Raw genomic sequence first — 23,829 nt, 5'->3', positions numbered from 1 at the left:
CATCGGAGGTCAGCGCGGGGCCGGCGGCGAAGAACTCGATCCACGCGTCCGACACCTGTCCGACGTCATCGGGGAGTACCCGAGCTGAGCGATGGGGCCGCTTGCGGACTCCTCGGCGCTCTGCGCTGCTGCAGCACCGGGGATCGCGAACGCGGTGCCGGATTCGTCGATGAGCACGGCGAGACCCGCCGCGTCCTCGGACCCACCCGTGACCTCGACGAGGGCGCCGCCACCGACCTTCACATCGACGCCGGAGCGCTGCTCGGGCAACTCGGTGGTCGTCGCCGCGAGCACCGTGTGCGCGTCATCGGTGAGCATCGCGCAGGGCGTCTCGCCGGCGGCGAGCGTGGTCAACGGCAGCGTCGGCCAGTCCTCGCCCCCGATGTACGGGCGGGTCTCCACGTCGGCGACCTCGGCGGGGGAGACCTCCTGCTGAGCACCGACCTCCTGGCCGCTGCCGAGGAGGTAGAGCTGATATGCGAGGGGACTGAGCCTGGCGAGCTCGCCGGTGCCGAGCGCCACGTAGCGCTCGTCGGCAGGGCTGCCCTGGGTGTGCACGATCGTGCCGGCTCTCAGATCCGTTCCGGGCACCGATGCGCCGACGCCGTTGATGCGGATCGGCTCGAGCTCGTCACCGGACTCGAAGAGGTTGAGCCATCGTCCGTCGACCTCGAGGACGTCGCTGGTGCCGAGTCCGACGGCGCGGAGCACGGCGTTGGCATCGTCGGCGGGCACTGCGTGGCGTTTGCCGTCTGCGATCACGAACAGCTCGTCGCCGCGCTGGACGACGGCACCGGTTCCCGTCGACACCTCGGCGATCGGCGCGCTCGACAGTGACACGGCGGCGCCGGCCGTGTCGTCGATGCACGCTGTCCAGGAGGAGTTGATCAGTGCCGCGGGCGCGGGCAGATCATCGGGCGCACCGAGGATGCCGATCGAGGGGCCGACCGGGATCCCGTCGAGCGCCGCCTGATCCGTGCGCACCACCTTGAACTCTCCGGCGGGGATCAGAAGCCGTGCGCTGGCCGTGTTGATCACCGGGTACAGCGTGCCCTCGACGGAGACGTAGCGGGCACCGGTGTCGGTCGCGACGATCAGGCGGTTGTTCTGCCAGTCGCCGGGGAGCCCGGGCTGCATGATTCCCCAGAACACCCCGACGAGGATCACGCCGACCGTGAGTGCGACTCCGGCGACGACCGCGCGCAGGGGCTTCGCGGGGTCGAGCTCTTTGCCCCCGGGGGCTCCGCCGGTGAACGCCGAGAGGAGGCGGCGCCTGCTGAAGCCCTGGGCCTCGATCAGATCCTTCTTGGTCGCCATGGGTCAGATGAGTCCGGCCGTCGTGACGCCGAGCGGCAGCAGCAGAGCGAGTGCGATGACCTCGACCGTGTCGCCCAGCCTCGTGAGCCGCAGACGCGCTTTCGGCGTGAGCAGCGTGAGACCGACCAGGATCACGGTGGCCACGACCAGGATGAGAAGCATCCAGGTGCGGACGTCGGGCAGAGCGAGTGCCACCGTCACGCCGGTGACGGCGAGCCCGATCGCGCCGATGGCCATGAGGACGAGCACGCCGAGGCGCGCGTGGATCTGACGCGACTGGAACATCATGCCCACGAACGCGAGCACGCAGAGCAGAGCGCCGAAGACGCCGCTCCCGGCGACCAGAGGGGTCGCGATCAGCGCCGCGAGGCCCAGCGCAGCGCGCAGTGCGATGAGAGTGCGCGTCCCCGCGGCGGCGCGGCGCTTGACCTCGTCGGCATCGATGGGCTCGGGTGCGGCGAACATGTCGGCGTCGCTCTGAGGGGAGATGACTCTGATGCGCGTCGAGCTGAGAGCGAGCCACGGGATGCCGTTCGCGAGCAGTGCGGTCGTGGCGAGCATGATCGCGTAGGGAGCGAGCGCATCGCCGAAGATCGCGGCGGTCGTCGCGGTGATGCCGATCGAGGCGCCGAGCGCGATCGGCACGAGATGGATCTCGGGCTTCTCCTGGGTGACGGCGAGGCCGAGGCCGCCGACGATGACGAGACCCAGTCCCATGGCCGCGAGCGGCCAGCCCCAGATGCTCTGCACGGGAACGGCGAGGAAACCCGCGAGCCCTCCGTATGCCGCGGCGGTGAGTCCCAGGGCGTGTCCGGCTTCCGGCTGACGGAGGCGCATGAGCACGGCGGCCGCGACGCTGAGGACGATGGCTCCCGAGGCCGCGATGATCGCGGGCAGGAGGGACGTCGGCGGTGTGGCGACGAGCAGCAGCGCGCAGAGGGCGAGGAAGGTGAGGCTGACGAAGAGCGCTGTGCGCGAGCTGTCCGCGGGCGTCCAGGAGCCGTGCTGCTCTGCCGTCGCGTCGATCACCGCTTCGACGACGTCGTCGTAGACGCGCGGCTCCTGCATGAGGCCGCCGCGGACGAGAGTGAGCAGCTCTCCGTCGTGCACCCCCTGCGCCGCCGCGCCGCGTGCCGGGTCCAGGGGTGTGCCATCGGCTCGCTGCAACGAGTAGCCGCCGTGGGTGAGGGTCGGGTCGAGCACGCCGAGACTCCGGGCGAACCCGGGGATGATCTCGACCAGCGGGACCTGCGACGGCACGCCGACGTCGAGCCGACGGTCGTCGCTGACGACGGAAAGCCGCAGCACGGTGCCTGCCGTTGCGCTGCTCTGAGTCATGGAACGACGCCCCCTCCATGGTGTGCAGCCGGGCGGGAGGAGACCCGTGGCTGCGCATTCCGCCTTTCACCCTAGTTGAGGCGTGCGACAACGCACAGTCGCAGGATGCGACGTTTCTCCATCGACTGCACGATCTCCCGGAGGATGCGCTGTGCGTTCTGGTGATCGGAGGCAGGACCTCTCGAGCCTCTACGCGATACTCGAAGCGCGGGGGAACCAGTGCGCTGATCGTGTGCCGTGACAGGGCGCTGAACTGAGCATCTTCGATTTTCTCCATCGACTGCAGGATCTCCGCTCGGATGCATTATGAAATCTGGCGATTCGTTCCGATGTGTTCTAGCCTGTGTCGTGAAACAGATTCGTGGGGGGTTGTTTCGTTGTCGTCCCAAGACTGGGATGCGCTCCCCCGCACGTGTGTCCCATGTGGACCGGAGGGAGTGAGTTATGGCTGATGTCATCTCCGCAGAAGAAGGGGCTCTGCGTCGCGGAGCCCAGGCGGTGCGGGAGACCAAGTCCGGGATCGACCAGCAGACCAAGAAGGTCCGCGGTGAGATCGAGCAGCTGCGTGGTTTCTGGACCGGTGCGGCTGCTGTGTCGTTCACGACGCTGATGTCGCGGTGGGACGAGCAGGCGCGTCAGCTGAACGAGGTCCTCGTGACGCTCGAGGATGCTCTTGCGGGCACCGAGCGTGACCAGGCTGCGACCGAAGAAGCTCACCAGCAGACCATCTCGGGCCTCGGCTCGATGATGGGCGCCTGAGCGTAGACCACAGAGATTTCAAGGAGAACATGATGCAGTCGATGTCAGTTCGCCCGGAGCAGGTCAACGCTCTGGCAGCGCAGATCCGCAGCGGGTCGCAGGGTATTCGTTCCGAGCTGGACCGTCTCGAGTCCGAAGTCAGCAAGCTCCGTGCGGCGTGGGATGGTTCCGCGCAGCAGGCGTATGACCAGGCTCAGGCCAAGTGGAACCGTTCGCTGAGCGAGATGCAGCAGCTTCTCACGCAGATCGCGGGCAAGACCGAGGAGATCTCGGGCCAGTACGTCCAGACCGACAAGTCGGCCGCTGGGCGTTTCGGGGCCTGATCCGTGGCGCGGGCCCGACGCAGCGATGCGCCGGGCCCGCGCCGTCTGCTGTGCTGTTCGGCGATCGAGTCGGAGGGCGCAGCAGATGTTTCGGAATCATCTGCCGTTGTGAAGGGGAGGGGCGTCGATGAGCATCGCAATCGACTTCGATGGAGTGTTCGCTGAGCTGAAGCGGATCCTGCGTGAGCTGCAGGAGTTCCCCAGCCCGTCCGAGGTGGCGGTCTCCGAGGGAGGGTCGTCGAAGGCCACCGTCGACTTCCGGCGGGCCGTGGCCGATGCCGCGCAGTCGATGGGAGACGCCACGGCCCGGACCATCGCCAAGATCCAGGACACCCACGACGTGATTCGCGCCGCCGTGATGCAGATCGCTGAGCAGGACGCGTCGCTCGCCGACGAGACGAAGCTGATCGTGTCGCTGCTGGACTCGGCCGTCGCCCAGGGCGACGGCGACACCGCGACATCGACAGGCGCTGGGACCGGCGCGACGGGTGGGGGCTCAGCCGGAGTCCAGGCATCTGCACCGACGTCTACAGGTGCCGATGAGCCCGAAGAGGCCGACTACTGATGAGACGCACTCGCCGCGGAGTGATCGCGGCGGTCGGCGCTATGGCGCTGGCCGCCGCGATCGCGGTGCCCTCGAGCGCGACAGCGGCCGCCGCATCGGGTCTGTGGTGGTTCGATCGCGGCAAGGTCCAAGAGGCGCACGATGCGGGCTTCGACGGGGCGGGAATCAAGATCGCCGTGATCGACAGTCAGATCAACCCCGACGTGGTCGGGCTCCGCGGGGCGAACGTCACCGTCGATGACTCCTCGTACTGCTTCGACGCGACCGGCCAGCCGTATCCGGCGGTCTCTGCCGAGTACGGCAAGTCCTCTCACGGCACCCAGGTGGTCTCGATGATCGCCGGAACCGGCGAGGCTCCGGCCGGGGGCGCCCCGGTCAAGGGTGTGGCGCCGGGGGCAGAGGTGGTCTTCTACAGCACCGGCGTCCTCGACGGCGTCATCGGCGAAGACGGCGGCGATGCGGAGTGCCTCCAGGAGAACGGCGAGGAGCTGGGCGACGACGGTCGTTTCGCTCTCGACCGCGCGATCTCGGACGCCGCGGCAGATGGCGCCGACATCATCTCGATCTCCTCCGGAAGCAGCATCAACATGCGGCAGGGTCTCGCCGACGCCTATGCCTCCGACGCGGTCGTCGTCGCCGGCATGTCGAACGAGGACGGGATCAGCCTGTGGCCCGCGGGGCTCAACGGAGTCGTCGCGGTGCAGGCCTTCGGTGAGGACGGCAAGATCCAGACCGGAACGAACGGCAAGCCGAACCTGGCGGAAGACGTCGTCGTCGCCGCACCCGGGGTCGGGCTCCTCCTGCAGGGGACCCCGGATTCCTGGGACGCCCAGCAGATCGGGTCGGGAACGTCGTTCTCGACGCCTATCGTCGCGGGCTTCCTCGCGATGGTCAAGCAGAAGTACCCGGATGCGACAGCAGGGCAGCTGATCCAGAGCCTGATCCACAACACGGGCACCAAGGGCGAGCACGAGCCGGAGTGGAACGACAGCACCGGGTATGGAGCGGCCTCCCTCACGGGGATGCTCGCGGTCGACCCGTCGAAATATCCTGACGTGAACCCGCTCTTCGACACCGAGGACACGTACGCGCAGCCGTCTCTCGGCGACGTGAACGAGGCGAAGGCGGCGCTCGGAGGCGGCGCGCAGACACCCGTCCCGACGGACGGGCCGGTCGCCGAGCAACCCGATCAGCAGGCATCGCCGATCACTCCCTGGCTCATCGGCGGAGGGATCGTCCTCCTGCTGCTGGTGATCGGCGGGATCATCCTCGCGATCGTACTGACACGCTCCTCACGACGAGACACCACCGAACAAGGGGGAAACCATGGCCGGTAAGCAGATGGGCCCGGGCGGGTACGAGGCGGAACTGAACCGCATCCGGCAGCTCGACGACTCGATCATCCCGCGGCTCTCGGCCGTGACGAATGCGTTCACCTCACTGGAGCGAGCGCTCTCGGCCGTGCGCCTCTCCGAGTTCTGGGAGGGCGAGTCCGCCAAGGGGGCGACCGCTGACATCGACGAGATCCGGTCGAAGGTGTCGGCCATTCTCAGACTCGTCGAGGCCGTGGACTCCGCGGTCGTCGAAGGCAACTCGGCTCGACGCGAGATCGCGGCCGCCGAACTCCCGTCGGCATCGATCGACCCCTTCTGGGCGAACGCTGCCAAGGGCGCGTCCTTGGTGGTGCACCCGGTCCTCGGTCCGCTCGCGGCGGACAAGGCTCTGGACGCCATCGGCGACTTCCTCGGCAACCAGCGGGAGGATGCCGCGCGCGAGGTCGTTCAGAAGGTCGAGGCGTCGCTGACGGAGCCGACGAACAAGCTGGCTCAGGCGGCCCGCGCGATGAACGAGGTCGACTACCGGTCGTCGAAGGCCCCGTCCGGTTCTGACGAGCCGATCCCGGGCACGCAGATCGACGCCCCCTGGATCGGATCCCCGGGGATCGGCGGCGGCCCGTCCGGGTACACGCCCGGTGGCGGTGGATACCAGACCGGTGGCGGTGGAGGCGGGGTCGGCGAGTATGTCCCGCCGACGCCGACGGACCCGACCGTCCCCGAGTACCTGCCTGACCCCACCTATCCGACGATTCCCGATGGTCCCGGAGACTGGGAGTACGACCCCGACGGACCGGGAGGCCCCGGTGATACCGGCGGCGATGACCCGACGGTCGACTTCCCCGGCGGCGGCGTGCTGCCGGGAGGCACCGGCGGCGGCGGTTCAGGAAATGGAGGCGGGTATCCGCTGCACCCCGGTTCGACGCTCCCCGGCGGAGTCATCGGTGGGGGCAGCGGCATCGGCGGCATCGTGGGCGGCGGCGCAGGAGCCGCGGCCATCGCTGCGGGATCCAAGATCGCCGGTATCGGCAGCATGGGCACCCTCGGCGGATCCGCACTCGGAGGCTCGTCCGGCGCCGGCCAGAGAGGCAGTGGCGGCCTGCTGGGCAAGTCCGCCGTCGGCGGAGTGGGTGCGCGCGGCGCGGGTGGATTCGGCTCAGGTGTCGGTGGCGCTGGCGGCGTCGGTGGCGCTGGCGGTGTCGGCGGTGTCGGCGGAGCAGGCGGTGCGGCGGGCTCGTCCGGCGCAGCAGGCTCCGGCATGCGTCCGGGTATGGGAATGATGGGCGGCGCGGGAGGCGCCGACGAGGAGGAGAAGGCCAAGCGCTCCGGTCTCGGTGGTCCGATCGCTCCCAAGCTCGAAGACGACGAGGAGCGCGGTCCGCGTGCCAAGGGCGCCCAGGCGGGCTCCCGCGACGAGCACGCGGACTGATCAGGATCACCGCGGCGGGCGTGGACGGCGGATGCCGTCCACGACCCGCACGCGTGCATGGTCGGTGGTCGGTCACGCCGCGGAGTGAGCAGCCGCACACGGTCGATAGGGTTCAGGTATGTCAGTCGAAACGGTAGAACGGCGTCGGATCGTTCTTCAGAGCGAGGACCGTCGTTTCGACCTCTCGCTTCCCTTCGACGAGACCCTCGATGACGCGCTCGTCCTCAGCGGACTGTCGACGGCCGATCGCTTCGCGACGATCGGTCCCGGCGGATTCGAGATCCCCGGCGACACCGAATGCGAGGACCTCATCGACGGAGGCCTCTACGCGCTGATCGACCGCACGGCACTCGCGCCGCAGGCGCGAGCCACGGGCGCGCCTGAGCGGCCTTCGCGCGCGGACCACGGCGCCCGATGGTGGATGCTCGGCGTCAGCGGACTGCTGCTCGTCGCGGTCTTCGCCCAGGGGGCCGGAGATCCCCTGCTCAGGCTCCTGATCGGTCTCCTCCTCGTGGTCGGCGCCGTGAGCGGTGCCGTCGCATGGTCGCGCCGGGACTCCGCAGCGGGGGCGCGCGGCATCCTCGGCGTCCTCGCGCCTGTCCTCCTGTCGTTCTCGGCCGGAGCGCTCCTGATCCCGGCTCAGCTCGACGCGAGTGCGCACCTCTCTGCCGCATCCGGGTTCCTCGCCGCGGGCATCACCACTTCGGTCATCGCCGTCTCTGCCCGAGCCCGTCCGATGCGCGCGGCCGCCGGAACGGCGACCGTGCTCCTCGTGGGTCTCGCGGCGGTCTGGGGGCTCTCGCTGCTGCTGCGATGGGGCCCCGCCGAGGCCGCAGCCATCTCTCTCGGACTCGTGCAGCTCGGGCTGCGCGCACTGCCCAGCAGCCTGGTGAACCTCCCGGAGGGGTACTTCATCGACTACAAGCACTTCATGACCAGCCGGTGGACGGTCCGAGGGGCGATCCCGGAGTCGGTCGGGCTGCTGCGGCCCGAGCGCATCATCGCCGTCGTCGATGACTCCTCGGCCCGGCTCATCGCCGGAACAGCAGTGCTCAGCGTCGTCGCCGCGCTCATGGCTCCTCTCGCCTTCCTGCGCCCGTGGCCGGACGACCCCTTCGTGATCTCGGGTGGCATCGCACTCCTCGTCTGCGTCGCGCTCGCACTCCTCCTCACCCCTCGGCACACGACGTCGCGCATCCTCCGCTGGCTCCCGCGTGCGGCGGCGGCGGTGGTGTCCGTGGTCGCCGGGCTGCAGGCGGCCGCAGCGCTGGGCTCCGGCTTCCAGGTGCTCGGCGCCGCCGTGCTGTTCGCGGTGGGCCTCGCGGCGGTCGCCGTGATCATCCCCGTCTCCCGCGGCGCGAGCTCGCTCATCTGGTCGCGCTTCGGTGACGCCTTCGAATGGCTCGCCGTCGCCCTCGCCCTTCCCGCGGCGCTGCTCTACGCGAATGTGCTGTCCCTCGTTCGTGGAATGATGGCCGGATGAGCGGGAACGGTGAACCACAGTCCTGGCCGGGCGGTGGAGCGATCCCACCCGTCCAGCCCGGACCCGGCCAGCTCGGGGAGGTCCCGGCGCTGCCACCGGCACTGATCGCCGCGGCCCCCGGTGTCGACGGCGCGCCCCTCCGGTCCGCATCCGCGCCTCCGAGCCCCACTCCGATCGTCTCGACACGCGCCAGGACGAGACGACCCGAAGACGGGCTCGGTCCGGCTTTCGTCGGCTCGCCCGCGGGGACCGGGGCGCGGATCGCCGCCTTCACGCTCGACAGCGCCGCCGTCATCCTCGCCGCGTCCATCGTCCTCATCACCACTCGCAGCATGCTGCTGGCCGGCCTCACGGTCGCCGAGCTCGCGATCTTCCTATGCGTGCTCGAAGCGCGCACAGGACTCACCCTGGGCAACGCCGTGCTGCGTCTGCGCGCGTCTCGCGGCGACCGGCCGTACTCGCCCGGCGTGGGGCGCCAGTTCGTGCGGGGGATCATCACCGGCGCCGGCTTCCTCGTCGCGGTCGGCAGCTGGGTCGTCGTCGCCTCGAGCGCATGGGACCGTGGCGGACGTCGTCAATCGTGGGCCGATCGCGTGGCCGGCACGGTCGTCGTCGCCGTCCCGCCTCGGGCGCCCGCCGATGCGCCGCAGGAGGCGACGGTCGCCGAGGTCGCCACTCCGCTCGCTCCTCCGCAGGTCGTGCCTCTCGGTGCCCATCCGTCCGTCGTCGACGAGGACTCCGAGCCCACCGACGCCCGCGCGGCCTCGCACCGCACCGAGAAGCCCGCCCCCGCGGCCCAGGGTGACGACAAGCCGCTCTTCACGGTCGCCCCGGCGGCTGCGCAGCATTCCGATGCTCCGACTCCGGCATCCGAGTCCGGGGCGTTGCTCCTGATCTTCGACACCGGCCAGCGCGTGCAGCTGGGGCTCCCTCTGGCGGCGAACATCGGTCGCGCGCCGGTGGCGAGTGTGCACGACGATCGGCTGGTGACCGTGACCGACCCCGACTCCTCGGTGTCGAAGACGCACCTCCGGCTCGAGCACTCGCGCGGCAGAACCTGGGTGACCGATTTCGGCTCCACCAACGGGTCCGATATCCGATCCGACGACGGGCAGACGACCGAGCTCGTCGCCGGCGAGCGCGTTCTGCTCGACGATGCCGACCGGGTGCGCATCGGCAATCGGAGCTTCACCATCAGCCTCCTGCTGGCCACCGACAGCAGCGCCGGAGAGAGAGCATGACAGGACCCCGTCTCGCGCCGCCCCGAGTCCCCTCCGGAAAGCTCCCCGTCCAGGCGCCGCCCGAGCTGCAGCCCAATGACGGCGGTATGGGAATCCTCGGATCCCTCCTGCCGATGCTGGGCAGCGTGGGCGCGATCGTCATGGTCACGATGTCGAACCAGTCGGTGACCGGACTGCTCACCGGCGGGATGTTCCTGCTGTCGTCGCTCGGCTTCGTGGCGGTGAACGGATGGCGTCAGCGATCCCAGCGGCAGGCCGCGACGCTCGGCTCGCGCCGTGAGTATCTCGCCTACCTGACCGAGCTGCGTCAGACCGTGCGGGTCGCGGCTCGCCAGCAGCGCCGTGCAGCGAACTGGCACCTCCCCGCACCGTCGGCGCTGCCGTACATCGCCGAAGAGCGCACCAGGGTATGGGAACGCGGGATGAACGACCCCGACTTCCTCACGGTGCGTGTCGGCACGAGCGACCAGCCGCTGTGCATCTCGCTCGAGGCACCGGAGCTGCCGCCGCTCGCCCAGCTCGACCCGGTCGCCGCCTCTGCCGCGCACCGCTTCATGCTGACGCACGAGATCCAGAAGAACCTCTCGCTCGGCATCACGCTGCGCGACTACGCCCGTGTCGAGATCACGGGAGACGAGACCGAGTCCCGCGGCCTCGCGCGCGCCATCCTGCTGCACCTCGCGACGATGCACGATCCCGACACGGTGCAGGTCGTCATCGCGGCGGACGCGGCGGTGCTCCCGCAGTGGGAGTGGGCGAAGTGGATGCCGCACACGCACTCGCGCACGGTCAGGGACGGGCTCGGCGCTGCGCGCATGATCGGCTCTCAGCTGTCGGAGCTCGAGGAGATGCTTCCGGCCGAGGTCAGGGAGCGGCCGCGTTTCGCGCGTGACGGATCCGGTGCCAAGGTGCCGCACATCGTCATCCTGACCGATGGGGTCAGCACCTCCTTCAACGACGCGCTCGTCAGCGGCGACGGCGTGCAGGGTGTGACCGTGATCGACCTCCCCTCACGGTGGGGCGATCTCGACGATCCGAACGCCCTGCGCATCGCGTTCGAGCCGGGGGACAAGGGTCGCCGAGCCGAGCTGGTCAGCCTGCAGGTTCCCGCGCGTCCGTTCGAAGCCGACTCGATCAGCATCGTCGAGGCCGAGGCGACAGCGCGTCGACTCATCGCCCTCTACGCGGGTGGCACGACCATCGCGAAGAAGAAGAGCGCGACCGATCAGGCGGAGCTCGTCGAGCTGCTCGGCCTTCCCGACGTCCGCGATCTCGATCTCGATGCCGCGTGGGCTCCGCGTCTCGAGCGCGACCGTCTCCGGGTGCCCATCGGGCAGACCGAAGACGGCAGCCCTCTGATCCTCGACATCAAGGAATCGGCCCAGCAGGGCATGGGCCCGCACGGCCTCATCATCGGTGCGACGGGTTCGGGCAAGTCTGAGGTCCTCCGCACGCTCGTGCTCGCGCTGGCGATGACGCATTCTCCCGAGCAGCTCAACTTCGTGCTGGTCGACTTCAAGGGTGGTGCCACCTTCGCCGGTATGGCGGACATGCCCCACGTCTCGGCGATCATCACTAACCTCGGCGAGGAGATCTCGCTCGTCGACCGTATGCAGGATGCGCTGCAAGGCGAGATGGTCCGCCGTCAGGAGCTGCTGCGGGCGACGGGGCCCTTCGCCAACGTCGCAGACTACGAGAAGGCCCGCCGTGGCGGACGCACGGACCTCGCTCCGCTTCCCGCTCTGCTCATCGTCGCCGACGAGTTCTCGGAGCTGCTGTCGGCGAAGCCGGAGTTCGTCGACACGTTCGTCAACATCGGTCGCCTCGGACGTTCGCTCCAGGTGCACCTGCTGCTCTCCTCGCAGCGCCTGGAGGAGGGCAAGCTGCGCGGTCTCGACACGCACCTGTCGTACCGGATCGGCCTCCGCACGTTCTCGGCCGCCGAGTCGCGCACCGTGCTCGGAGTTCCTGACGCGTACCACCTGCCCACTCAGCCCGGTGCCGGAATCCTGAAGTCCGACACCGAGACGATGACGCAGTTCCGCGCCGCCTATGTGTCCGGGCCCCCGCCCCGCCGCCGGCGCCGCGCGACATCGGGCTCTGCGCAGAGCACCGGGTCGACAGCGGTCGAGCTCTTCACCGCAGCACCCGTGTGGCGGGCCGAGACGCCCGTCGACGAGCCTGAGGTCGTCGTCGACGCCGAGCCCGAAGAGAAGCGCAACACGTTCGAGATCGCCGTCGAGACGATGAGTGGCCGAGGACCGGCCGCCCATCAGGTGTGGCTCCCGCCGCTCGAGACGCCCGCGACGCTCGACCAGCTGTTCGGCGACCTCGTCGAAGACCCCGCCCTCGGTCTCATCTCCCCGCGCTGGCGGGGCGCCGGCGCACTCACCGTGCCGCTGGGAATCGTCGACGTGCCGCTCGAACAGCGACGCGAGAACCTCGCGATCTCGCTCGGAGGGGCGGCCGGTCACATGGCGATCGTGGGCGCTCCGCTCAGCGGCAAGAGCACCCTCGCCCGCACCACGTTGGTCGCGCTGGCGCTCACGCACACTCCGCAGGAGGTGCAGTTCTTCGTCATCGACTTCGGCGGCGGCAGCTTCACCGGCCTGCAGCGGTTCACGCACATCAGCGGGGTGGCCACGCGTTCGGAACCCGACATCGTGCGTCGCACGGTGGCGGAGGTCACGGGCCTGCTCAACGCCCGCGAGGTGTACTTCCGTCAGAACGGCATCGACTCGATCGACACCTACCGCCAGCGCCGCGCCCAGGGCCTCGCCGACGACGGCTACGGCGACATCTTCCTGCTGGTCGACGGCTGGGGCACCCTGCGTGCCGAGTTCGAGATGCTCGAACCGCAGATCCAGGCGATCGCCGCGCGAGGCCTCACCTACGGTGTGCACATCGTCATCACGGCGTCGCGCTGGATGGAGGTCCGAGCCAACATCAAGGACCTCATCGGCACCCGCATCGAGCTGCGCCTCGGCGATCCGACCGACTCCGAGGTCAACCGCAAGGCCGCCGAGAACGTCACGTCGATCCCGGGCCGCGGACTCAACGAGAACGGCCTGCAGATGCTGACCGCACTGCCGCGCATCGACGGTGTCGATGACGCCTCCTCGCTGGCCGACGGCATCGACGACCTGGTCACCCGGGTGGCATCAGCGTGGCACGGCCCCGCGGGTCCGAAGCTTCGTCTGCTGCCGTCGCGCATCAGCCACGCCGATCTGCGAGCGGTCGCCGCCGCCGCTTCGACCGACGGCTCGGAACCCCGCGAGATCCTGCTGGGAATCGACGAGGCCAACCTGGCCCCGTTCTCGATCAATCCGCTCGAAGAGCCTCTGCTCTACCTCTACGGCGACGCCGACTCGGGCAAGTCGTCGATGCTCCGTGGTGTCGTGCATGAGATCACGCGTCTCTACGGCCCGACGGAGGCGAAGATCTTCGTCGTCGACTATCGCCGCGCGCTGCTGGGCGAGATACCGCAGGAGTATCTCGGCGCCTACCTCACGTCGCACGAGATGACCGAGGGCGGGATGAGCGAGCTCGCGCAGTTCTTCCAGAGCCGCATCCCCGGCGCCGATGTCACGCCCGACCAGCTGCGCTCCCGGTCGTGGTGGAAGGGCGCCGAAGGTTTCGTGCTGATCGACGACTACGACCTCGTGGCGACGTCGCAGGGCAATCCGGTCGCTGTGCTCGCACCTCTGCTCGCGCAGGCCGCCGACCTCGGGCTCCACGTGATCCTCACGCGTCGCACCGGCGGAGCCAGCCGCGCGGCCTACGATCCGATCATCCAGCGGATGACCGACCTGGGTGCCACCGGCATCCTGCTCTCGGGAAACCCCGAGGAGGGTCAGCTGATCGGCAAGGTCAAGGCGATCCCGGCCATTCCGGGGCGCGCCCAGATCGTCAGCCGAGACCGCGGGCTGGTCGCCGCCCAGCTGCTGTGGGTGCCGCCGAGCTACCAGTAGTACCGAGAGAGAGGCCGTCATGACCTTCGAACCCCTAACGCCGTCTCAGCCGATGGTGCCGCCCGTGCTCTATCTGCCGTTGAGCGTGACGTCGACTCCGGAGGCGCAGCTCGTCGAGATCAGGGAGCTGAAGGACGGGCGGCTCGCTCTCCTCGCATACACGGCGCTCGACCGGCTGCTGACGCTTGCGGGCGAACGGCAGCCGTGGATCCTGGTGCGCACCGAGGACCTCGCGGAGATCAAGCGCGCGCAGCCGTACGACGTCGTGATCTTCGATCTCGATGTGCCCGCGTCGTATCGACGGGACGGGGCGATCGCATGACTCGCATCGCGATGGACCCGGAGGTCATGGCCGTCCACGCGAGCATGCATGAGGAGGCCGTGGAGGCGATCGAAGGCAAGCTCGCCGCCATTCCGACCGCCGTCGACGGTGGCCTCGCTTCCGATGCGGTGGCGGCGATCATGATGCGGGTCGGTGACGGCGTCGACGCGCTGTACCGGATCAACGGCACGCTCGGAGAGATCGTCCGTGCCATAGCACAGGATTCCGCGACGAACGAGCAGGACGTGATCGATCAGCTCACCCCGGTCGCGACGATCGTCGAGGACCTCTGATGACGATCGACACGACCACCCATGGTGACGCCGCGCAGGTGCGGGCGGCTGCGGAGTGGCTCGATCCCGGTCTGAAAGACGCGGCCGACGGTTCGTCCCGCACGACGAGCTTCATCCCCACGGGCGTGCGATCGCACTGGTACGGCGAATCGGCTGACGATTACGTCACCATCCTGTCGCGGACCACGGACGCGGCGGACGAGATCGCAGGGTTGGCGCGCGACGCGGCGGAGAAGCTGCGCTCGTACGCCGGCCAGCTGGAGCGGATGAAGGAGGACTTCGCCGCGCATCGGGAGAAGGCCCGCGGCGAGGGGCTCCCCGTGAACGGAATGGTGATCGGTCGGCCGGTCTCCCTGATTCCCGTGTGTCCTGCGACGCGCGACGATCCGTACTGGGATGAGTGGCAGCAGCACCTCGACCGCATCGACCTGTACAACAAGATCGCCGAGGACGTCGGTTCGTGGTGGGGCGAGCTCGAAGTCTGGATCAGCGAGAATCTCGACGGCTTCCTCGATGGGCTCCCGACGCAGTCCACCGCACAGAAGATCCTCGCCGGGCTCCACGAGGCGGGCGGTGAGGCTCCGAAGATCTACCTCGAAGGGCAGGCGCTCGCGTGGAAGACGACGGCGACCGACCTTGTCTCCCACGCGGAGGATCTCCGCCTCGGGGCCTCCGACTTCGTGCGCGAGCTGCGGTCCGGGAACCCGGCTGTGAAGGCGGCTGCTGAGGCGGCCAACCCCGGCGGAATGCGCTGGGCGGCGGACGAGGCGGAAGACCTCGCTCGGCGACTCTCCCGAGCGGGCAAGGCGCTGCCGGTCGTGGGCTGGGGCATCGACATCTGGAACCTGGGTTCCGACATGTCCACAGGTGACGACCCCTCCTCCACTGCTGTGGAGATCGGCGGCGGTGTCATCGGCGGCATCGCTGCCACCGCTGGCGTCGCGGCTCTCGCCGCGGCGGGTGTGATCACTCTGCCGGTCTGGGGCACTGCGGTCGTCGTCGGCGGGGCTGCGGTGGCAGTGGGCGCCGGCGCTGTCTGGGCGTACGAGAGCTGGGTGCCGCAGGACGTGCGGGAGTCCATCGATGCAGGGATGGAGAACGCATGGGACGCGACCACGGACTTCGCCGAGGACGCGTGGGAGAACACCACCGATTTCGTCGGCGACGTCGGTGACGGCGTCGGGAAGGCGTGGAAGGGTCTGTTCGGGTGATGGGGCAGGAGAAGACCGCGGAGACCGTCTGGGTTCCCGGCCATGCCGGATGGCAGGGCCAGAAGGGGTCGACGACGGGGCTGGTGGTGCTCGGCGTCGTGCTCACGGCAGCAGTCGTCTTCTATGCGGTCACACTGCTGGCTGACCCCGCCCCGGCCATGAAGCTCCTCGGATCGGGGGTCGTGCTGGCGGTAGGCGTCGCGGCGTGGCTGTTGACCGCTCATCTCCGGATCGAACGAGTGAGGGTCGTACGGGTTGCGGTCGACGGATCGACGGTCGTGTTCGGCGGTGCGGCGGAGGTCGTCTGGCCGCTGCGCGCGTTCGTCGCAGCCGGAGCGCTGCTCCTCGCCGGATGGGCGTGGAGCATCTTCACCGTTCCTGCCGAACGGATGACGATACTGACTCTGCTGGGCGTGCCGGTGATCGGGCTGATCCTGCTCACCGTCGGCGTGCGCTCGTGGTTCCGTCCTCTCGACGGCCATCGCCTCACCCTGCGTCGTGACGGGGTCGAGCTGCGGATTCCACGCAACCGCGTGAATGCGGCCTGGGATGAGATCTCGGCTGCATCGTTGGAGGGCGATCGCGTGGTCGTCCGGACGACGACGACGCGTCCATCCTCGTGGGCGACGCGCGATCTCGCGAGTGATCCGGTGATCCTCGCGGAACTCGTCTCCTTCTACGGGAAACGCCCCGAGGCCCGCGCCGAGATCGGAGCGGGAACTCTCGCTCGGCTTCGCTCGGGAGACTTCTGAGCGCGAGACGTGTGAACCCGCGAGCTCAGCGCGTGGCGTCGGCCAGATGACGCGCGTCGTGACTCAGCACCTTGACGATGATGCCGTGGCGACGCAGCTCCTTGGCGGTACGCGCGCCCTCTTCGGAGTCGCGGCCGAGAGCGTTGATGTTCGCCACGACCAGGACGTCACCGGGCTTCAGTGTGCTGATCAATCGCGACAGCCGATCGCTCCAGCTCTCGAGGATGTCGGGAGCGGGGTGCCGGAATCCTTCGATCGGCACCCCGAAACGCGTGAGATCGTCGCGCTGCTCGACCACCGAGGGCATGCCCTCGCGGGAGACCACGAGCCCTACCAGACGTGAACCGTCAGGGCGTGCGAGCCAGAAGTCGCGATTCTGCTGCAGTTCTGTGAAGCACTTGGGGCACTCCGCAGCCGCGTGCGGCAGATGCAGCGGGCTCGTCAGGGCCTCGTCGACGGATGCCGTCGCCTTCATAGGATCGATCGTCTCGCTCATCGCGCACCTCCGGCATCCATTCTGCCCTGCGCGGAGCCGGAGCGGTGACCTTTCAGAGCATCCCGAGGGCTGTGACCGCGTCCCGTTCCTCGACGAGCTCGGCCACCGAGGCATCGATGCGCGTGCGGGCCCACTCGCTGACCTCGAGCCCCTCGACGATCTGCCATTCTCCGTCGACCGACCGCACGGGGAACGACGAGATCAGGCCGGCGGGCACGCCGTACTCGCCATGCGAGACCACGCCGGCCGAGGTCCAGTCGTCGGTGCCGCGCACCCAGTCGCGCACATGCTCGATCGTGGCGTTCGCGGCGGAGGCGACGGACGATGAGCCGCGCACCTCGATGATCTCGGCACCTCGCTTCGCGACCCGGGGGATGAAGGTCTGCTCGAGCCACGTGGGCACATCGCCGACGATGGCCTCGAGCGCATCCGCGACGGGCCTGCCGCCGACGGTCGCGTGCGAGACGTCGGGGAACTGCGTCGCGGAGTGATTGCCCCAGATCGGCACACGTCGCACGGTGTCGACCGGCACGGCGAGCGTCTGCGCCAGCTGGGCTCTGGCGCGATTCTCGTCGAGCCGGGTGAGCGCCGCGAATCGCTCGGCCGGAACGCCGTCCGCCGAGGCCGACGCGATCAGCGCGTTCGTGTTCGCCGGGTTGCCGACCACCGTGACCCGCACGCCATCCGCGGCATGGGCGGCGATAGCGGCACCCTGGGGACCGAAGATGCCGGCGTTGGCCGCGAGCAGGTCTCCGCGCTCCATGCCCGGCCCGCGCGGTCTCGCGCCGACGAGCAGAGCGAGATCGCACCCGTCGAAGCCGACGGCCGGGTCGTCCGTGACCTCGACGTGCTCGAGCAGTCCGAAGGCGCCGTCCTGCAGTTCGAGGGCCGCACCCTCGGCGGCGCCGAGCCCCTGAGGGATCTCGAGCAGCCGCAGCCGTACCTTCTCGTCGAGGCCCAGCAGGTCTCCTGCGGCGATCCTGAAGAGCAGTGCGTAGCCGATCTGTCCGCCCGCACCCGTGAGCGTGATGGTGGTCGTCATGCCTCGAGCCTACGACGGTGCGAGCCCGTGGTGCAGAGTACCCTCGTGGCATGACCTTCAACCCTGACGCAGACGTCTCCGGCAACACGGCCCGCCGACGTGGCCGTGGTGCCGTCGTCGCCGGAGCGGGCGGCGTCGGCCTGCTCGGCATCATCGCCCTGATCGCCGGACCCCTGCTCGGCATCGATCTGACCGGCCTCCTGGGCGGCGGCACGACGGGTGGCGGGACGGAGCCGCAGGGTGGCAGTGTGATCGAGAACTGCCAGACCGGCGAGGATGCCAACGAGAACGTCGACTGCCGTGTCGCCGCATCCCAGCTCGCGCTCGACGGCTACTGGGAGGACTACATCGATCCGTATCGGCCGCCGCAGCTGATCGTGGTCGATGGAGCGACCTCGACCGCCTGCGGCACCGCGTCGAACGCGGTCGGTCCCTTCTACTGCCCGCCGGATGAGACGGTCTACATCGACCCCACGTTCTTCGATCTGATGGAGCAGCAGTTCGGAGCATCCGCCGGCAACCTCGCCCAGCTGTACATCGTCGGGCACGAGTGGGGACACCACATCCAGTACATCACCGGCGTCATGGACAGGTACCCGAACAACGGCACGGGGCCGGACAGCAACGGCGTGCGCGTCGAGCTGCAGGCCGACTGCTATGCGGGTGCGTGGATCGGGCAGATGACGAAGGAGAAGGACCCCGACGGGGTTCCTTACCTCCTGCCGCCGACCGAGGCGGAGCTCGAGGACGCCCTGAACGCCGCGAACACCGTCGGCGACGACAACATCCAGCAGCAGTCGTCCGGCACCGTCAATCCCGAGAGCTTCACGCACGGCACGAGTGTGCAGCGCAAGGCCTGGTTCGCCCAGGGATACACCAACGGTCTGGACGTCTGTGAGCAGCCGCTGACCGTGTCCGGCGGAGAGCTGTAGGCAGGCGCGATGGACCTGGACGCGCTGTACCCGCCCATCGAGCCCCATGAGACGGGCGAGCTGCTCGTCGGTGACGGACACCGCATGTACTGGGAGGTCAGCGGGAACCCCGAGGGCAAGCCCGTGGTCTTCCTCCACGGCGGACCGGGCAGTGGCACCTCGCCCTGGCAGCGACGATTCTTCGACCCGGAGGTCTACCGCATCGTGCTGCTCGACCAGAGGGGCTGCGGGCGCAGCACCCCGCACGCGAGTGCGCCGGACGCCGACCTCCGCTTCGTCACCACCGCGCACCTGATCGCCGACATCGAGCTGCTGCGCAAGAACCTCGGCGTCGAGCAGTGGCAGGTGTTCGGGGGATCGTGGGGTAGCGCGCTCGCACTCGCCTATGCGCAGGCTCATCCGGATGCCGTCAGCGAGCTGATCCTGCGAGGCATCTTCACCCTTCGGCGCGCAGAGCTCGAATGGTTCTACGAGGGCGGGGCCGCCGCACTGTTCCCCGACCTGTGGGAGGAGTTCATCGCTCCGATTCCGGTGCTCGAGCGCTCGCACATGATCGAGGCCTACCACCGGCGTCTGTTCGACGCCGACCCTGCGGTGCATGGTCCGGCGGCGGTGGCCTGGTCACGGTGGGAGGCGTCGACTGTGACCCTTCGCCCGGACGCCGCGCAGATCGAGGCGATGTCAGACCCGGACACGGCTATCGCCTTCGCCCGGATCGAGAATCACTTCTTCGTGAATCGCGGATGGTGGAGCGAGGGTCAGCTGATCGACGGTGTCGACGGCATCCGCCATATCCCGACGGTCATCGTGCAGGGACGCCACGACGTGTGCACGCCGATGATGACGGCGTGGGATCTGCACGTGGCCTGGCCGGAGGCGGAGTTCGTCGTGGTCGACGACGCGGGTCACTCGGCGACGGAGCCCGGCATCCAGCGAGCGCTGCGTGCCGCGACCGACCGCTTCTCGGCCTGACGGCTCGCGGCCGCAGGGAGCGCGTCAGGCGCGCAGAGCCGCAGTCAGCGTCTTCACCAGCCGGATCAGACCGCCGTCGGCGCGGAATCGCGTGAGCCCTTCGCTGACAGTCGCCCCCGTGCGCGCGGAGACGAACCACGGCGGCTTCGGGAGGATGCTGAGGCGTCCGCCGCCATTCGCCACCGGGAGCGACCGGGGGAAGGGACGGAACGGTCCGCGGATCACCGAGCGCTCGACGCGGTCGAGCAGGAGCGCGTTGTGGACCACTCCGATGCCGCTGCCGACGTCGGCGATCGTGCTGCCGGGGAATGCTCCCCAGGTCATCGTCGGGGTGATGAAGCCGAAGGCGGTCCAGCCGTTGATCGCGATAGACCCGTAGCGCAGGGCGGCGATGGCACGGTCGAATCCGGCGCCGAGGGCCTTCTCGGTCGACGGCTCGATGAGCAGGTTCGCCCCGAGGGTCCCCTGCAGCCGGTCATTCGCATAGGCCACCGCCGAGTCGAGGAACTCCTGACCGGTTCCGGTGAGCGAGACGACGCCCAGCACCGGGGCGAAGTACTCGGTGCTCTGCAGCGCCGTGGCGTCGTCGCCCTCGGAGACCTCGACCAGCACTCTGTCGCCGAGCACGAGGGCATCGGGGTACGCGTCGGTCGCGAGGTGCATCCGCGAGGGGGAGCCCGGGTACCAGATCGGTCGTTCCGGAGCGTTCGCATAGGCGCGGCGGAGGGCCGCCCGGAAGTCATCGGCCTGCGCCCAGTCGGAGGACATGATGACGACCTGTCCGGCGATGCAGTTGTGGCCGCTGTTCTGCAGGCGCATGGTGGCGACGTGCTCGGCCTGGTACGTGAGATCGGCGTCGGTCCACTCGCCCGGCACGATGATGATGGGCGATACTCCGCCGAGCTCGGCGGTGATGGGCTTCTTCAGCAGCGGGCGGTCCTCACGGCGTCGCCGGGTGGCGGCAGCTCCGGTGCCCCACACGATCGTGTCGAAGGTCGCGGCCGATCCGGTGATGTGCACGTGCGCGAGGCCGGAATGCCCCGTGAGGTAGGTGCCGACCTCGGGCCCGCCACGGGTGATGCGCAGCAGTCCTGGGCCGATGAGCGGTGCGAGCGCCCGCTTGTAGACGGGCACCAGCGCATCCTGGGTCGGATTGACCTTGAGCAGCGCCGTGCGATTGTGCGCGAGCAGTTCGTAAAGCACGTCGAGCACGGGGATCGAGGTGATGTTGCCGGCGCCGAGCACGAGCCCCACGCCTCCCGATTCCGAGGGTGTGCGCTGGGCCAGTCCGGCCGCGGCGCGTGCGCCGTTCGGGGTCACCCCGGGTTCGAGCCAGACCTCGCCCGTGTAGCCCGAGAGCAGGAACCGATCGAGGCCCGTGAGAGGGAAGGCATGCACGCGGGTGCGTCCACCCGGGGCGCGGTCGATCGTGATCCCGTCGAGCGGGTTGGTGCCGTGCGCGAGGCGCGCGAGGGTCTCGATGTAGGCGTCGAGGGCGCCGAGAACGCTGTAGGGACCGCTGAGCCATTCCTCGCCACGCAGCGGATGCCGGGCGTCGAGGCCCTTCGAGGCGGCTGCGGTGTGCGCCCAGTCCTCAGCAGCGGCGGCGACGCTCGAGCGGACGGCCCGCAGGAGCGTGACCCGCTGAGCCAGTGTCAGCGCTGCCCAGGTTCGGGTGCCGGCGTGCAGGTCCTCGATCGCGGTGTCGAGGCGAGTGCGTTCGGCCTCGCCCAGCTCGGGGCTCGCCGTCGAAGCGGCGGGCGTTGTCGCAGAAGTCATCGGCGTCTCCTTCGGACGGGATCCCAGCTTATGTCGCGGACTCCGGTCGGGTGTCGATGTCGGCGCGACGCAGACGGTAGTGGCGGAGCGTCAGCAGGCTCGCTGCCATCAGGAACGAGGGCAGGATGCTGAACGCCAGCACGATGCCCGTGATCGCGGCATCCGGTTGTGAGGCTGTGGCACCTGCGACGCTCGACACGTAGCCCGTCGCGGCGAGGGTGAGGGACACAGCGCTCGCTCCGAGCGCGAACCCGATGGTCTCTCCCGCCGTCCACACTCCCGTGAAGGTACCCGCCTGCCCGCGGCCGCTGTGCCGCTCATCGTGCGAGATCACGTCGGGGAGCATCGCCATGGGCAGCGACTGCAGCCCGGCGTAGGCGATGCCCGCCACCGCGATCGAGCCGTACATCCATGCTCCCGGCGTCCAGACCGCGACGACGAGCGATGCGGCGGCGATCAGGAAGACCCCGCTCGCGATCGCGAACGCCCGCTCCTTGCCCAGACGTCGCGCCACGATCGTCCACCCCGGCGTCGCCACCAGGGCGGGACCGACGAGCGCCAGGAAGACCAGCGTGACGGCGTCCTCCGAGCGCAGCACCCAGGTGGCCACGTACTGCGCGCCGGCGAGCATCGTGCCGGTGGCGAGCGCCTGCAGGAGGAACGTGCCGAGCAGTGCGCGGAAGGGCTGGCTGCGACGCAACGTGCGCAGGCCCGCAGCGTACTGCTCACGCAGGCCCACGGGGGCGAGGGCCTTCGGTCGGTCAGCCGCGGCCATGCTCCGCGCGGCCGCATCGGCTGTCCGCGATGCGATGAGCATGCCGATGCCGATGAGCACGCCGGCGACGACGCCCATCAGCAGGTATCCCGTGACGGGGTCGGCGGTCGCGCGTCTCAACTCGGGTCCGCCGGCGCCGAAGAGCAGGATGGATGCGGTGAGCACGACCACGCGCCACCCGAGCAGGCGGGTGCGCTCGTCGTACCCTGACGTCAGCTCGGCGGGCAGCGCGACGTAGGGCACCTGGAACAGGCTGAATGACGTCGCGGTGGCGAGGAACGCGAGCAGCACGCACACCGCGCCGGCGAGGGGCCCCCACGCCGGCGGCACCGCGAAGGTCAACGCGAAGAACACGGGGAGCGTCAGAGCGCCGACGACCATGAGTCCGCGACGCGAACCGGTCTTCGCGTACTGGCGGTCCGAGGCTGCGCCGATCAGGGGGTCGATGACGACGTCCCAGATCTTCGCCGCGGTCACGATGAGACCGGCCGCGAGTGCGGCGACGCCGAGATTGTCGGTCAGGAAGTACGTCAGCACGAGCCCGGGCAGCGTGGCATAGCCGCCTGTGCCGAGCGAGCCGATCGCGTACAGGGCGACCGTGCGAACGGGCAGGCGGACGGACGCCCGTTCGGGCCGAGCCGCGGTGCTCATCGCGCCAGTGTATCGGTGCGCGACGAGGCCGCTTCAGGTCAGATCAGGGAGAGTTCGCGGAGCTTCGACTCGACGTCCGCGTTCGACGGCTCGACGTGGTGCGAGGAGTCGGGGTAGACCACGACGGGGATGTTCGTGCGACCGGAGATCTCCTTCGCGACGTCGGCCGCGGAGGGGTCGGCGACGAGGTCGACATAGGTGTACTCCACGCCGAGGGAGTCGAGCTGCTTCTTGGTGCGGATGCAGTCGCGGCACCAATCGGCACCGAACATCGTGATGGCGGAGTCTGCAGGAGAAGTCATGTATCCAGCGTAGAGCCGCTCGGCTGGGCAGGCGCCGAGACGGCGGATGCGGCGATGCGACTGATCCGCCATTGATAGATAAGGGTACCCTTACCTATACTCGGGCGTATGAACAGCGCATGCGAGCACCTCGAGGATCCGGACTGGGAGAACATCGAGGGAGTCGTGCTGATCGCGGGTGATTCGACCGATGCCGGGGCCATCGCCGCCATCGCCGCTCGCATGCCGTGGGATGCCGAGGGGGTCATCCTCATCGAGGCGGCCGCTCGCATCCAGTTCCGCCACATCGACGTGCCCGAGGGAGTGTCCGTGCGGTGGCTGCTGCGCGGTGACGGTGCCCGTCAGCATGCGAAAGGCGAGCGCCTCGCGAACGCGGTGCACTCCTGGTGCGTCGAGTGGACGTGCGCGGAGCCGGCGCTGCAATGGACGGTCTGGCTCGGTGCGCACACGCCGCCGCACGTCGCACGGATGGCGCGCAGCCTGCTCGGCGTCGCGAACTGACTGACGGCAGGGTCCGGCCCGGGCCCGCCCCGCCGTCAGTC

22 protein-coding genes are annotated in these 23,829 nt (G+C 69.3%); 15 read left to right on the top strand and 7 right to left on the bottom strand.

Going from position 1 to position 23,829, the window contains the following annotated elements:
• Positions 1 to 9: 9 nt before the first annotated feature.
• A complete protein-coding gene (gene eccB / locus ACZZZQ_RS04765; RefSeq protein ID WP_463507013.1) occupies positions 10 to 1,317 on the bottom strand; it encodes a type VII secretion protein EccB in 1,308 nt (435 codons plus the stop codon).
• A gap of 3 nt (positions 1,318 to 1,320) precedes the next feature.
• Positions 1,321 to 2,655, bottom strand: a complete 1,335-nt coding sequence (gene eccD / locus ACZZZQ_RS04760; protein WP_463507012.1) for a type VII secretion integral membrane protein EccD — start codon at positions 2,653 to 2,655, stop codon at positions 1,321 to 1,323.
• Positions 2,656 to 3,099: 444 nt separating this feature from the next.
• Between eccD and ACZZZQ_RS04755 the strand changes: the two genes are divergently transcribed.
• From ACZZZQ_RS04755 to ACZZZQ_RS04700, 12 genes are all read left to right on the top strand, one after another.
• Positions 3,100 to 3,414 carry a WXG100 family type VII secretion target gene (locus ACZZZQ_RS04755; protein ID WP_053098670.1) on the top strand — a complete coding sequence of 105 codons (315 nt, stop codon included), beginning with the start codon at positions 3,100 to 3,102 and terminating at the stop codon, positions 3,412 to 3,414.
• A gap of 41 nt (positions 3,415 to 3,455) precedes the next feature.
• Positions 3,456 to 3,737, top strand: coding sequence for a WXG100 family type VII secretion target (locus ACZZZQ_RS04750; RefSeq protein WP_082298072.1), 282 nt, complete (start codon positions 3,456 to 3,458; stop codon positions 3,735 to 3,737).
• A 127-nt stretch (positions 3,738 to 3,864) separates the two neighbouring features.
• Positions 3,865 to 4,302 carry a hypothetical protein gene (locus tag ACZZZQ_RS04745; RefSeq protein WP_053098672.1) on the top strand — a complete coding sequence of 146 codons (438 nt, stop codon included), beginning with the start codon at positions 3,865 to 3,867 and terminating at the stop codon, positions 4,300 to 4,302.
• Entirely contained in the window at positions 4,302 to 5,639 is a 1,338-nt protein-coding gene (locus ACZZZQ_RS04740) for a S8 family peptidase (protein WP_463507011.1), read from the top strand. The genes ACZZZQ_RS04745 and ACZZZQ_RS04740 overlap by 1 nt, the downstream gene beginning before the upstream one ends.
• Entirely contained in the window at positions 5,629 to 7,065 is a 1,437-nt protein-coding gene (locus ACZZZQ_RS04735) for a hypothetical protein (RefSeq protein WP_463507010.1), read from the top strand. The genes ACZZZQ_RS04740 and ACZZZQ_RS04735 overlap by 11 nt, the downstream gene beginning before the upstream one ends.
• Before the next feature lie 118 nt (positions 7,066 to 7,183).
• Positions 7,184 to 8,548: a hypothetical protein gene (locus tag ACZZZQ_RS04730; RefSeq protein ID WP_463507009.1), complete on the top strand. Its 1,365-nt coding sequence runs from the start codon at positions 7,184 to 7,186 to the stop codon at positions 8,546 to 8,548.
• A complete protein-coding gene (locus ACZZZQ_RS04725; RefSeq protein ID WP_053098676.1) occupies positions 8,545 to 9,789 on the top strand; it encodes an FHA domain-containing protein in 1,245 nt (414 codons plus the stop codon). The genes ACZZZQ_RS04730 and ACZZZQ_RS04725 overlap by 4 nt, the downstream gene beginning before the upstream one ends.
• The gene (eccCa, locus tag ACZZZQ_RS04720; RefSeq protein WP_463507008.1) at positions 9,786 to 13,760 is read left to right on the top strand and encodes a type VII secretion protein EccCa; all 3,975 of its coding nucleotides are present in this window, start codon (positions 9,786 to 9,788) and stop codon (positions 13,758 to 13,760) included. Before ACZZZQ_RS04725 ends, eccCa begins: the two co-directional genes overlap by 4 nt.
• A gap of 19 nt (positions 13,761 to 13,779) precedes the next feature.
• Positions 13,780 to 14,082 carry an SAV_915 family protein gene (locus tag ACZZZQ_RS04715; protein WP_053098678.1) on the top strand — a complete coding sequence of 101 codons (303 nt, stop codon included), beginning with the start codon at positions 13,780 to 13,782 and terminating at the stop codon, positions 14,080 to 14,082.
• Positions 14,079 to 14,375 (top strand): hypothetical protein, encoded by a 297-nt coding sequence (locus tag ACZZZQ_RS04710; RefSeq protein WP_053098679.1) that lies wholly within the window; start codon positions 14,079 to 14,081, stop codon positions 14,373 to 14,375. The genes ACZZZQ_RS04715 and ACZZZQ_RS04710 overlap by 4 nt, the downstream gene beginning before the upstream one ends.
• Complete coding sequence (locus ACZZZQ_RS04705) at positions 14,375 to 15,586, top strand: hypothetical protein (protein WP_056276658.1); 1,212 nt, start codon at positions 14,375 to 14,377, stop codon at positions 15,584 to 15,586. The genes ACZZZQ_RS04710 and ACZZZQ_RS04705 overlap by 1 nt, the downstream gene beginning before the upstream one ends.
• Complete coding sequence (locus tag ACZZZQ_RS04700) at positions 15,586 to 16,338, top strand: hypothetical protein (protein ID WP_056276661.1); 753 nt, start codon at positions 15,586 to 15,588, stop codon at positions 16,336 to 16,338. The genes ACZZZQ_RS04705 and ACZZZQ_RS04700 overlap by 1 nt, the downstream gene beginning before the upstream one ends.
• A gap of 25 nt (positions 16,339 to 16,363) precedes the next feature.
• Here ACZZZQ_RS04700 and ACZZZQ_RS04695 read toward each other — a convergent pair whose 3' ends face one another.
• Together ACZZZQ_RS04695 and ACZZZQ_RS04690 are read right to left on the bottom strand one after the other, a co-directional pair.
• Complete coding sequence (locus ACZZZQ_RS04695) at positions 16,364 to 16,834, bottom strand: recombinase family protein (protein WP_056276664.1); 471 nt, start codon at positions 16,832 to 16,834, stop codon at positions 16,364 to 16,366.
• Between the two features lie 52 nt (positions 16,835 to 16,886).
• The gene (locus tag ACZZZQ_RS04690; protein ID WP_463507007.1) at positions 16,887 to 17,876 is read right to left on the bottom strand and encodes a malate dehydrogenase; all 990 of its coding nucleotides are present in this window, start codon (positions 17,874 to 17,876) and stop codon (positions 16,887 to 16,889) included.
• 50 nt (positions 17,877 to 17,926) lie between these two features.
• Between ACZZZQ_RS04690 and ypfJ the strand changes: the two genes are divergently transcribed.
• On the top strand, positions 17,927 to 18,808 hold the full coding sequence (gene ypfJ / locus ACZZZQ_RS04685) for a KPN_02809 family neutral zinc metallopeptidase (protein ID WP_056276671.1): 882 nt from the start codon (positions 17,927 to 17,929) through the stop codon (positions 18,806 to 18,808).
• Between the two features lie 9 nt (positions 18,809 to 18,817).
• Positions 18,818 to 19,780, top strand: a complete 963-nt coding sequence (gene pip / locus ACZZZQ_RS04680; protein ID WP_171821979.1) for a prolyl aminopeptidase — start codon at positions 18,818 to 18,820, stop codon at positions 19,778 to 19,780.
• 24 nt (positions 19,781 to 19,804) lie between these two features.
• Here the strand turns inward: pip and ACZZZQ_RS04675 are convergent, their stop codons facing one another.
• Genes ACZZZQ_RS04675 through ACZZZQ_RS04665 form a run of 3 tightly spaced genes read right to left on the bottom strand, consistent with a single transcriptional unit; the run spans position 19,805 to position 23,287 of the window.
• Positions 19,805 to 21,559 carry an aldehyde dehydrogenase family protein gene (locus ACZZZQ_RS04675; protein WP_400340157.1) on the bottom strand — a complete coding sequence of 585 codons (1,755 nt, stop codon included), beginning with the start codon at positions 21,557 to 21,559 and terminating at the stop codon, positions 19,805 to 19,807.
• 28 nt (positions 21,560 to 21,587) lie between these two features.
• Complete coding sequence (locus ACZZZQ_RS04670; RefSeq protein ID WP_463507006.1) at positions 21,588 to 22,985, bottom strand: MFS transporter; 1,398 nt, start codon at positions 22,983 to 22,985, stop codon at positions 21,588 to 21,590.
• A 38-nt stretch (positions 22,986 to 23,023) separates the two neighbouring features.
• A complete protein-coding gene (locus ACZZZQ_RS04665; RefSeq protein ID WP_053098687.1) occupies positions 23,024 to 23,287 on the bottom strand; it encodes a glutaredoxin family protein in 264 nt (87 codons plus the stop codon).
• Positions 23,288 to 23,395: 108 nt separating this feature from the next.
• On the opposite strand from ACZZZQ_RS04665, the gene ACZZZQ_RS04660 reads away from it, so the two are divergent.
• Entirely contained in the window at positions 23,396 to 23,788 is a 393-nt protein-coding gene (locus ACZZZQ_RS04660) for an SIP domain-containing protein (protein ID WP_056276678.1), read from the top strand.
• The last annotated feature ends 41 nt before the right edge of the window (positions 23,789 to 23,829 follow it).

Source organism: Microbacterium sp. AC132, assembly GCF_979258525.1.
The sequence above is the reverse complement of the archived record's forward strand: the minus strand, read 5'-3'. Positions and strand labels throughout refer to the sequence as shown.